The organism is Candidatus Binatia bacterium (assembly GCA_035631035.1).
Classification (GTDB): Bacteria; Eisenbacteria; RBG-16-71-46; order SZUA-252; family SZUA-252; genus DASQJL01.
In genome coordinates, this window is the sequence record DASQJL010000125.1 from 1 (window position 1) to 9,614 (window position 9,614).

Here is a 9,614-nt window from a genome sequence, read left to right on the forward strand (position 1 = left end):
ACCGGGTCACGTCGTCGCGCATCTCCTTCTGCCAGACGCGCACCGCGGAGGCGTAGGCGTGCTCCGCCCATCCTCGGGCGGGGTTGTGCTCGATGTCGCGATGGGTGGCCAGCACTCCCTGGAAGCGGATCTGCGTTCGCCGGCCGGCGAGCGGCGTCACGTCCACGAACACCCGCCCAAACGCCTTCCCCGAGAACAGTCGGAAGAGGAGGTGATGGATCGGCTTCCATTGGGTCATGAGGCGGTTGCCCGAAGGCCTGAGGTCCCAATGGTCGCTCTGCAGCGCCGCCGCCGAAGCGCTGCGCGAGACGGCGGCGGTAGCGACCACGGTATCCAGATAGGCCTGGCCGAAGAGGAGGTGCCATTCCGGATCATCGGAGCGGTGGCGGGCGTCGCAGGCGAGGGAGGGCGGCGGCACCGACGCGTGGGCGGCAGCGCTCCCGGGAAGCCCGCAGACGAGAACCAGCAGCGCTGCCGCGATCGCGGTCCGGGACGGCGCCGCGCGGTCGGAGCGCGGGGACGGAGCGGTGCCCGAAACTGCCATGGCGTCGGTCATGGGAAACGGGCCGCGCTCCGGGTGGTGCGGCATGAACTTCGGGGGCGCCTTTCCAGCGCGCCCCCACAAATGTCGCCTGCATAAACCCCGCCGCTCAGGAACGGTTCGCGATGCGGTGGGTTCGGATCCTTGACGCCCTCAGGCCTTGCCGAACCGCACCGCCGCCCGTGCGCGGGCGCGCTCGGCCTCGACCTCGCGGTCCTTGGGGGTGGCGTTGGTGACGAGGGAATCGAGGAGCCGCTTCGCGACCACGGCGGTCTCCTCCACGGCCCGCTGGAAGGCCTTCTCGTTCGCCGCGGAAGGCTTGGTGAATCCGGAGAGCTTCCGGACGAACTGGAGCGAGGCCGCCCGGATCTCCTCGTCGGTGGCGGGCGGGTCGAAGTTGAACAGGGTCTTGATATTTCGGCACATGGCCATCCTCTTTCGTTGCGGGAGTCGCGCTCGTGTCGTTAGAGTCTGGGGATGGCCGTCTTCCTCTTCAAGACCGAACCGACCACGTACTCGTTCGACGATCTGAGCCGCGACAAGACGACGGTATGGGACGGCGTCTCGAACGCGCTCGCCCTGAAGCACCTGCGATCTGTCCAGAAAGGCGACACCATCGCCATCTACCACACCGGCGACGAAAAACAGGTGGTCGGGCTCGCGACCGCCGCCTCCGATCCCTTCCCCGATCCCAAGCAGAAAGACCCCAAGCGCGTCGTGGTCCGCCTGAAGGCGGGCCGCGCCTTTCCCTTCCCCGTTCCGCTCGCCACCTTCCGGACCGACGCCGCGCTCAAGACCGCGGATCTCGTCCGCCTTCCGCGTCTCTCGGTGATGCCGCTGACCGATGCGCACTATCGGCGCCTGCTCGAGCGCTCGGGACTGGCTTCCGAGAAGTGACCGGGACGGCGCCGGTCTAGACCCTCCGCTCCCTGTCGCGGTTTCGTTCGATGCGCCGCTCGGCGCGTCCGATGATGGCGAGGATGATCCAGGTGAGCAGGATGCTCACCGCGGCGATCGCGAGACGACCCAGCCCCACGGCGACGCCGGCCGCGGCGGTGATCCAGATCCCGGCGGCCGACGTGAGGCCGCGCACTTCGCGCTCTGCGGAAAGCTTCAAGATGGCCCCGCCGCCGATGAACCCGATGCCCGTCGCCACCCCCTGGATCACGCGGCCGATGTCGCTCATCGAGACGTCCATCTCGAGGGGCGCGAGCACGAAGAGGGTGGCGCCGAGGGCGACCAGCATATGGGTCCGGAGGCCCGCGGGCTTCCCGGTCTGCTCCCGCTGGAGCCCGACCACGGCCCCGAGCCCCGCGGAGAGGAGCAGCCGCACCGCGATCCGCACGAGCTGCGCCCCGTCGACCATCAATCCGTTGCGCAGCTCATCCATCAGCGCGTTCATGGCCCACCCTCCCGATCTCGCGGTTCACGGCAAGAGGCCGGGATCATAGACTGGCTCCATGCCGCGGGCTAGAAGCGACCTCAACATGGAGATCGCCGGCCAGCTCTACGACCTGGCGCTCATCCATTCGTCCCCGCATGGCCGCATCGCCTACAAGCGGGCGGCCCAGGCGGTGCTGCGGATGGAGGAGCCTCTCGACGCCGTGGCGGCGGCCGGGAGCCTGCGTCAGGTGCCCTACATCGGGCCCGCCAGCGAGCGGGTCATCCTCGAATCGCTCGAGCATGGGAGCAGTCCCACCGTCGAGCGCGCGGTGGCCGCGAGCGGCAAGGCCGCCGAGGTTCAGGCCGCCCACGCGCACCGGACGAACTTCCTGAGCCGCGCGGAGGCGCTCCGGCTGCTGCGGTCCCGGTCGCGGGCCGTCCGCCTCGAGGACTACCGCGGGGACCTCCAGATGCACACCGAGTGGAGCGATGGCGGCGAGAGCATCGCCCGCATGGCCGCCGCGGCCCGGGAGCGCGGCTACGAGTTCATCGGCGTGAGCGACCACTCGTACGGCCTGCGCATCGCGCGCGGGATGAGCATGAAGGACTCAGGGCGCCAGCGCGTCGAGATCGAGACGCTGAACCGCGGATGGAACGGAGCCTTCCGGGTCTTCCAGGGGATCGAGGCGAACATCCCCGCCGAAGGCGGCGTAGACATGACGCCCGAGGAGATCGCGACGTTCGACCTGGTGCTGGCCGCGCCCCACTCCAAGCTCCGCAAGGCGGAGGACCAGACGGCGCGCATGCTGGCCACGGTGCGCCATCCCGGCGTCCACATCCTCGCGCATCCTCGCGGGCGGATGTACTCCCGGCAGGGCGTGCTGGCACGCTGGGACGAGGTCTTCGAGGAAGCGGCGCGGCGCGGCGTCGCGATCGAGCTGGACGGCGATCCTTACCGCCAGGATCTGGACTGGTCGGTCGCCAAGCGGGCCCTGGCGGCGGGATGCCTCTTCGCGCTGGACAGCGACGCCCACTCCGGCGCGGAGCTGGTCTATTCCGAGTACGCGATCGCGCACGCCCGCCGCGCGGGGATCCCCGCCTCCCGCGTGATCAACACGTGGCCTGCCGCGAAGCTGCTCGACTGGGCCAGGGGGAAGGCCAAGCGGCGGAGACGCTCGTAGCCGGCCCTGGGGCGCGGCACCGCCTGGTGTTAGACTGAGCCCTCATCCCCCACGTGCCTTCAGGTGGCCGGCCGCGCAACGGACCGGCCGGAGGAGAGATCCCGATGCCCGCCCCACACGCACCCTCCGCTGGCCGCTTCGCTGTCTTTGCTGCGCTCGCCGCCGTCCTTCTGGCGGCGCCGAACGCGCGCGCACAGTACATGTACCTCGATTCGAACGGGGACGGCGTGCACACCGCCGCCGACGTGCTGCCCGCCACGGGAACGGCGACCGTGGACGTCTGGCTCTCCTCCGACCGCAATCGCGACGGCTCCCTCGCCGTCTGCTCCACGGGCAGCCAGCCCTTCGACATCTTCTCCTACGAGATCACTCTGCGCGCGACGGACGGACGCGTCGCGTTCAGCGGCTTCGTGAACCACGCGACCCTCCCGACCACGCTGTTCGCGGGCGGCTCCACGACCGAATTCTACGCGGTGCAGTTCGGCATCATCGCGATGCCGGCGGGCCTATACCGCCTCGCGTCGGTCTCGGTGGCGGTCACGTCCGGCACCCCCTCCCTCGGGATCGTCACCGACGCCCCCACGCTGGACCACGTGGCGCCACAGCCCGCGGAGACGGCGTTCGGCTCGCACTGCGGCGGCGCCGGCTTCGATAATACGATCATTCTCGGGCGCGACTGGTTCGACGTGGACGGCCTCCTTACGGGCGCCCCCTCGGCGGGAGGAGCCCCCAGTCTGGATCCGATCGCGGACATGACGGTGGACGTCGGCGACGTAGCAGCCCGGGCGCTGCGCGCGACCGACCCCGACGGAGACCCGATCGCGTTCAGCCTGGAATCCGGGCCGGATTTCGCCGACGTGACCACCGAAGACGCGGGACGCGGCATCGCCGCGGGAACGCTGCACGCGGTGCCGCGCGCGGACGACACCGGCCTCCATGCGGTCGTGGTGGCCGCTCGCGACGGGGCGCTTTCCGCTAGAGGAAGTCTGCAGATCCACGTCAACCAGGGCCCGGACCATCCGCCGATCGCCGCGATTCCTTCGCGTATCACGATGGTCGCGGGGACGGTGTGGCGCAGGACGCTCGTGCTCCGGGATCTCGACGGGAGGAATCTGTCGATCCAGAAGGCATCGGGGCCCGACTTCCTCTCCGCGGGTGTCGTCGGGCAGGGCGAGGGCGGGGCGGTCGGCTTCCTCCGCCTCGGCCCCTCCCTCTGCGATGCGGGCGAATACGACGCAACCCTGACCGTGAGCGCCGGCGCCACGACCGAGCCGCGTTCCGTCCACGTTTCGGTGCGGCCGGCGATGGCCGCGCCGCCAAGCGATCTCCTTGTTCTGCCGACCCATTTGTATCCGTCGGGCCTAGCCGGCGGCGACCTGAACGGGGATGGGCTCATGGACCTCGTGGTGGTCAACGAGGTCCGGACCCTTTCGGTGTTCGTGTCGCTCGGGGGCGGAGCCTTCGCCCCGGAGCACTCCTATCCGCTGGGCGTCTTCCCGGCCGCTCCCACCTCAGCCGCTCTGGCCGACTTCGACGAGGACGGACACCTGGACGCGGCGGTCGGCCTGACCGGCGCCGTCATGGTGTTCCGCGGCCGCGGTGACGGATCCTTCGACCCGCCCTCCACGCTTCCGGCGAAGGCGCTTCCGATGGATGTGATCGCTGTGGATCTCAACGACGACGGGCATGTGGACGTGGCGGCCGCCGACGGCGGCACGTCGGCCGTCTCGCTCTTCCTGGGCCGCGGCGACGGCACGTTCGCGCCTCGAAAGGATGTTCCGGTGCCGGGAACGCCGTACGGCCTGATCTCGGGGGACTGGAACCGGGACGGCAGGGTCGACTTGGCTGTCGCGGGCGCCTTCTACAGCACGGTTTCGATCCTGCTCGGTCATGGCGACGGCACGTTCCACGAACCCACCTCCGTCACGGCGGGCCAGTCGCCCTTCAGCGTCGCGACGGGCGACTGGAACAACGACGGGAAGCTGGACCTCGCTGTCGCGGACTTCAACGGGTCGCTCTTCATCGATCGAGGCGATGGGAACGGGGGCTTCGTGCAGACCGACGAGTTCGACGGCTTCACAGCCCCGCAGACGGTCACGGCCGGCGATCTCAACGGGGACGGAATCGACGACCTCGTTCTGGCTGACGGTCAGGGCTTCAAGGCACAGGTCTACCGGGGCGACGGGGCCGGAGGGTTCGTCGCGGCCGAAACGATCGCGCTTCCCGGCGGCGCCCACCACTGCGCGATCGGGGACGTGGACGGCGACGCGGTGCCCGACCTGGCGATGACCGACCAGAGATACGGTGCGGCATTCGTCCAGCGCCTCGCGTCGCCCCAGAACGCCGCCGCATTCGCGCGGGCGTTCGTGACCGGCGACCATCGCCCGGTCATCATCGCCTCCCGGACGCCGGCCTTCGCCGTGCAGGTGGAACCGGTCGGTGGCTCGTTCGCGGTCCAGGACGTCGATCTCGAGTCGCTCCGGCTGGTCTCCGAAGGCACCGGCTCGGTCTCCTCGATCGGGGGGATCCTGGCCAAAGGCGCTGCCGCCGGCGACCGGGACCACAACGGCGTCCTCGAGCTTTCGCTGTGGTTTGCAGGAGAGGACCTGGCGAGGATCTTCGATCGGATCACCGGACGGCGCGACGTCCCCGTGCTCTTCGAGGGCCGGCTCCAGAGCGGACGGCTCTTCTGCACACGGCTCGTCCTGGGCGTGCAGGGCCCCGGCGCCCCGATGACGGCCTCGGTGGCGCCGAATCCCTTGAACCCGAACGGAGTGCTCCGATTCGTGACCACCGTTCGAGGGCCGCTCCACGTCGCGCTCTTCGACATCCAGGGGCGGCGTGTCCGCACGCTCGTCGAGACGGAGGACGCGCCGGCCGGAGCGCAGCGGATCGCGATCGACGGACGCACGGATTCGGGCAGCGCGCTCGCTTCGGGGATCTACTTCTTCCGGATCGAAGCCGCCGAGGGATCGACCCGCGGACGCGTGACCATCCTCAAGTAGGGTCGCCCTCGCCGCGGCGACCAGGTCGAAGCCCCGTGGAGTCCCGCGGGGTTTCGGCCCATACTATTTCCCCATGACGCTCGACGACCCCAGCCCCCCGGAGCCCCCGCGCCGCACGAGGAGCGTGTTCCTCCTCTCGCCCGCCAACTGCGGCGGCAGGCGTGCCCAGATTCTCCTCCGCGAGAGCGCGGCCTTTCCCCTGGCCGTCCGGGTGCGGGATGCGGGCGCGCCGCTGGGCGAGGTCTTCTCGTTCCTGAGCGGACTCTATTTTCGCGGAAAGCTGGCATACGGAATGGCCTTCGGGAGCGCGGCCACCGGCCACGGGGCATTGATCATCACGCCGGGTCGGGGACTGATCCCGGCGGACACGATCGTCCGCATCGGCGACCTCGAGGAGATCGCGAGCATCGGCGTCGCCCACGACGAGCTGCGCTTCCGGGAGCCGCTGGAGCGCGACGCCGCGACGCTCGCCGCGACGCTGGAACCGGGCGATCGCGTCGTCCTGCTCGGCAGCATCGCGACCGGAAAGTACGTGGACCTGATCGAGCGGCTCCTGGACGGCCGGCTCTTCTTCCCCTCCGCGTTCGTGGGGCGCGGCGACATGAGCCGGGGCGGACTGATGCTCCGTTGCGTGCTCCGCGGGGAGGAGCTGGACTACGTCCCCATCGCCGGCGCGATCCGTCGCGGCCCGCGTCCGCCGCGGCTGGAGCCGATCCGGTGAGCCCGCCGCGCGCGTCGGCCAAGCGCCCGGCCGCTCCGCGGAGAGCCAAGGCGGCTCCCGCGGAAGCAAAGGCGTCTCCGTCGAAGTCCAGCGCGTCCGAAGCCAAGGCGCCTCGCCCGAAAGCCAAGGGCGCCGTCACCATTCCCCCGAACGTCCGCGACGTGGAGCTGGACTTCGGCGGCGGGAAGGTCGTCCGGCTCACGAACCTCGACAAGCTCTTCTGGCCTGAGCTGGGCATCGCCAAGCGCGACCTGCTCCAGTACTACGCGGGCGTCTCCCCGGTGCTCCTGCCGCACCTTCGCGACCGCGCCATGGTCATGAAGCGCTATCCCAACGGCGCGCACGGCGAGTTCTTCTTCATGAAGCGGGCGCCCTCGCCGCGTCCCGAGTGGATCGAGACCTGCCGGATCCCGCACGGCTCCGGAAATGTCATCGACTTCCCCATGGTCCAGGATCTTCCGTCGCTGCTCTGGGTGATCAACCTCGGATGCATCGACCTGAATCCATGGTACGCGCGGTGCGACGACACCGATCGCCCCGACGTCCTCCACTTCGACCTCGATCCGGTGCCCGGCGCCTCGTTCGACAAGGTGCGGGAGACGGCGCTTCTGGTGCGGCGCGGCCTCGAGGGGCTGGGCATGACCTGCCATGCCAAGACGACGGGATCGAAGGGGATCCATGTCTACATCCCGATCCGCCGCGGGCCGCTCCAGAAGGAGGTCTGGGGGTTTGCGAAGAGCTTCGCGATCGCGCTGGCGGCGCAGGCTCCGGCTCTGGTCACCGCGGAGTACCGCGTCGCGAAGCGGCCCGAGGGACGCGTCCTGGTGGACTACAACCAGAACGCCTGGGGCCGGACGCTGGCGTCCATCTACTCCGTGCGCCCCCGGCCGCGCGCCCCGGTCTCGACGCCGGTCACCTGGAAGGAGATCGAGCGCGGCATCGAGATCGAGGACTTCCGCATCGACAACGTGCCGGAGCGGGTGTCTGAGCTGGGCGACCTGTGGAAGCCGCTCCTCGGCGCGAAGGGCCGAACGGCCCTGGAGAAGTTCCTGTGACGCTTCCGATCCGCCGTCCCTTCCCGCCGATGGAGGCGCGGTCCGTGGACGTCATCCCCGTCGGGCCGGAATGGGAGTACGAGCCCAAGTGGGACGGCTTCCGGTGTCTGGCGTTTCGCGACGGAGCATCGGTGGCGCTTCAGTCGAAGGCGGGCGAGCCGCTCGAGCGCTATTTCCCGGAGATGGTGGAGGCGCTTCTACGGGTCAAGGCGGAGCGCTTCGTGCTCGACGGCGAGATCGTGGTTCCGAGCGGCAAATCCCTCTCGTTCGACGATCTCCTGATGCGCATCCATCCCGCGGAGAGCCGGGTGCGGAAGCTCGCGGCCGAGACCCCTTCGATGCTGATCGCGTTCGACCTCCTGGTGGACGACACCGGAACGTCCCTCGTGCCGCTCCCCCTGACCGAGCGGCGGCCGCGGCTGGAGGCGTTCGCCGCGCGCTTCCTCAAGGGACACCCCTCCATCCGGCTCTCCCCGGCCTCGGCCGATCCGCGCGACGCGATGCGATGGTATGAGAAGACCCGGGGTGCCCTGGACGGGGTGATCGCCAAGCGCCGCGATCTTCCCTATCGATCGGGGGACCGCAGCGGCATGGTCAAGATCAAGCAGCGGCGCACCGCCGACTGCGTCGTGGGCGGGTTCCGGTACGCGTCCAAGGGAAAAGGGGAGGTCGGCTCGCTCCTGCTCGGCCTGTACGACGACCAGGGGCTCCTGCATCACGTGGGCTTCACCTCGGGGCTCTCCGCCGAGGACAAGAAGGCGCTGGTGCCGAAGCTGGAGGCGCTCGTGAAGCCGCCCGGGTTCACGGGCAACGCGCCCGGAGGGCCGAGCCGCTGGAGCACGGAGCGCTCCGCCGAATGGCAGCCGCTCCAGCCGAAGCTGGTGGTCGAGGTGGAGTACGACCATGTGAGCGGCGGTCGCTTCCGGCACGGGACGAAGCTCGTGCGCTGGCGTCCCGACAAGGCGCCGAAGCAGTGCACGTTCGAGCAGATCGAGCGGCCGGAGGGGTCGCTGCTTCCCCTGCTGGGGGAGGGCCCGCGCACCGCGCGGGCGAAAGCATCCCCCAAGAAGCGGTAGCCGCGCCCTGCGCGACCCTTACACCTTCGTCGCGCGTGTCATCAGGTAGTCCTGGAGCACCACGTTCTCCCCGAAGTAATCGGTCGCGATCGCGTCAAACTCGCGGCGGAACTGCGCGAGCCGCTCCGGGTCGGTATCGCGCAGCGTCTCCACGACGCGGAGGATGGGCCCGGCGGTCTGCTCGGTCATGAGCCGGTTGTGCTGCGGGCTCAGCGAAGGAACGGCCATCACCTCGCGCGCGAACACGATGTCGCGCACCGACGCACCCAGACGCTCGCGGACGACCTGGGGCTCGCCCCAGAGCAGAGGCGGGGGCACCGGAATCGGGGGCGGCGGAAGATAGCGCGCCACCAGCGCGAAGACGCGCCCGATCGCCATCTCCGGCGGCCACGTCGAGAATGCGATGGTCCCTCCTGGCTTCAGCACGCGCAGCATCTCGGCCAGGGCGACCTCCGGCCGGGGCGCGAACATGTGCCCGAACTCGCTCAGCACGACGTCGAAGGCTCCGGACGGAAAGGGCAGCTCCTCCGCGTCGCCCTCGTGAAAATCGATCTCCACCTCGGCGATCTGGGCATTCTCTCGCGCCCGCGCGAGCAGCTCGGGCGTGAGATCGAGCCCGGTGGCACGGGCCCCGCGCCGCGCCGCCGTCACC

10 protein-coding genes are annotated in these 9,614 nt (G+C 70.0%); 6 read left to right on the plus strand and 4 right to left on the minus strand.

The annotated features are described in order from the left end of the window. Both VE326_14420 and VE326_14425 read right to left on the minus strand, forming a co-directional pair. A partial coding sequence (locus VE326_14420) for a hypothetical protein (protein ID HYJ34400.1) occupies positions 1 to 556 on the minus strand: 556 nt, incomplete at its 3' end. Positions 557 to 694: 138 nt separating this feature from the next. Further along, the gene (locus tag VE326_14425; GenBank protein ID HYJ34401.1) at positions 695 to 967 is read right to left on the minus strand and encodes a DUF2277 domain-containing protein; all 273 of its coding nucleotides are present in this window, start codon (positions 965 to 967) and stop codon (positions 695 to 697) included. A 51-nt stretch (positions 968 to 1,018) separates the two neighbouring features. Between VE326_14425 and VE326_14430 the strand changes: the two genes are divergently transcribed. After that, positions 1,019 to 1,438 carry an EVE domain-containing protein gene (locus VE326_14430; GenBank protein ID HYJ34402.1) on the plus strand — a complete coding sequence of 140 codons (420 nt, stop codon included), beginning with the start codon at positions 1,019 to 1,021 and terminating at the stop codon, positions 1,436 to 1,438. Between the two features lie 16 nt (positions 1,439 to 1,454). Here VE326_14430 and VE326_14435 read toward each other — a convergent pair whose 3' ends face one another. Next, the gene (locus tag VE326_14435) at positions 1,455 to 1,943 is read right to left on the minus strand and encodes an MgtC/SapB family protein (GenBank protein HYJ34403.1); all 489 of its coding nucleotides are present in this window, start codon (positions 1,941 to 1,943) and stop codon (positions 1,455 to 1,457) included. A 58-nt stretch (positions 1,944 to 2,001) separates the two neighbouring features. On the opposite strand from VE326_14435, the gene VE326_14440 reads away from it, so the two are divergent. From VE326_14440 to VE326_14460, 5 genes are all read left to right on the plus strand, one after another. Then, entirely contained in the window at positions 2,002 to 3,105 is a 1,104-nt protein-coding gene (locus VE326_14440; GenBank protein ID HYJ34404.1) for a PHP domain-containing protein, read from the plus strand. Between the two features lie 104 nt (positions 3,106 to 3,209). Next, positions 3,210 to 6,110, plus strand: a complete 2,901-nt coding sequence (locus VE326_14445; protein HYJ34405.1) for an FG-GAP-like repeat-containing protein — start codon at positions 3,210 to 3,212, stop codon at positions 6,108 to 6,110. Positions 6,111 to 6,183: 73 nt separating this feature from the next. Further along, entirely contained in the window at positions 6,184 to 6,831 is a 648-nt protein-coding gene (locus tag VE326_14450; protein HYJ34406.1) for a hypothetical protein, read from the plus strand. Then, on the plus strand, positions 6,828 to 7,886 hold the full coding sequence (gene ligD, locus VE326_14455) for a non-homologous end-joining DNA ligase (protein HYJ34407.1): 1,059 nt from the start codon (positions 6,828 to 6,830) through the stop codon (positions 7,884 to 7,886). The genes VE326_14450 and ligD overlap by 4 nt, the downstream gene beginning before the upstream one ends. Further along, positions 7,883 to 8,962, plus strand: coding sequence for an ATP-dependent DNA ligase (locus VE326_14460; protein HYJ34408.1), 1,080 nt, complete (start codon positions 7,883 to 7,885; stop codon positions 8,960 to 8,962). Before ligD ends, VE326_14460 begins: the two co-directional genes overlap by 4 nt. Positions 8,963 to 8,980: 18 nt before the next feature. Here the strand turns inward: VE326_14460 and VE326_14465 are convergent. Beyond that, on the minus strand, positions 8,981 to 9,614 hold a 634-nt coding region (locus tag VE326_14465), incomplete at its 5' end, for a class I SAM-dependent methyltransferase (GenBank protein ID HYJ34409.1).